Source organism: Falsirhodobacter sp. 1013 (assembly GCF_051195255.1).
In the GTDB taxonomy this organism is placed as follows: Bacteria; Pseudomonadota; Alphaproteobacteria; order Rhodobacterales; family Rhodobacteraceae; genus Falsirhodobacter.
Genome location: NZ_JBNJLK010000058.1, coordinates 1 through 552, shown reverse-complemented (window position 1 = coordinate 552; position 552 = coordinate 1). Strand labels below are relative to the sequence as shown.

Sequence of the window (552 nt, the reverse complement as noted above, 5' to 3'; positions counted from 1 at the left end):
GACCCCGACGCGGCTGCTGGAGTGCATCGCGCGCGCGTCCGGATCGGTCAGCGAGATCTGGTCCTCGCCGCTGTCCGCGAGAGCTTTTCCATGAGCCTCAAGCCGTCCACGCCGCTCCCGGATCACCGCGATCTTCTCCTGAAGCCTCTCGACGGTGCCGCCCTGCGACGCGTCCTCACCGTCCTTGTCGGCCTCGTCGAGCTGCTGGAGATACCGCGCCAAGCGCTCATCGCTGTCCGCCATAGCTTTGGCCAGCTTCGCTTTGGTGAAATTCCGCTCCCGGCTGTTCACCGCCTTGATCCGGGTGCCGTCGACCGCGATCAGCTCTCGTCCGAACAAGTCGAGTTCCCGACACAGCACGACGAATTCCCGAAACACCTGACGAAACGCCATCCTGTTGTCGCGTCGGAAGTCTGCGATTGTCTTGAAGTCTGGCGTCAGGCGGCGGAGCAGCCAGATAACTTCGAGGTTGCGTCGCGTCTCCACCTCCAACCGGCGACTGGACCGTACCCTGTTCAGGTATCCGTAGATGTAGAGCTTCAAGAGATCGGC

At 62.7% G+C, this 552-nt stretch carries 1 protein-coding gene; it reads right to left on the bottom strand.

Annotation, left to right across the window (positions count from 1 at the left end):
• A partial coding sequence (locus tag ACSHZY_RS18925) for a transposase (protein WP_435171777.1) occupies nucleotides 1-552 on the bottom strand: 552 nt, incomplete at both ends.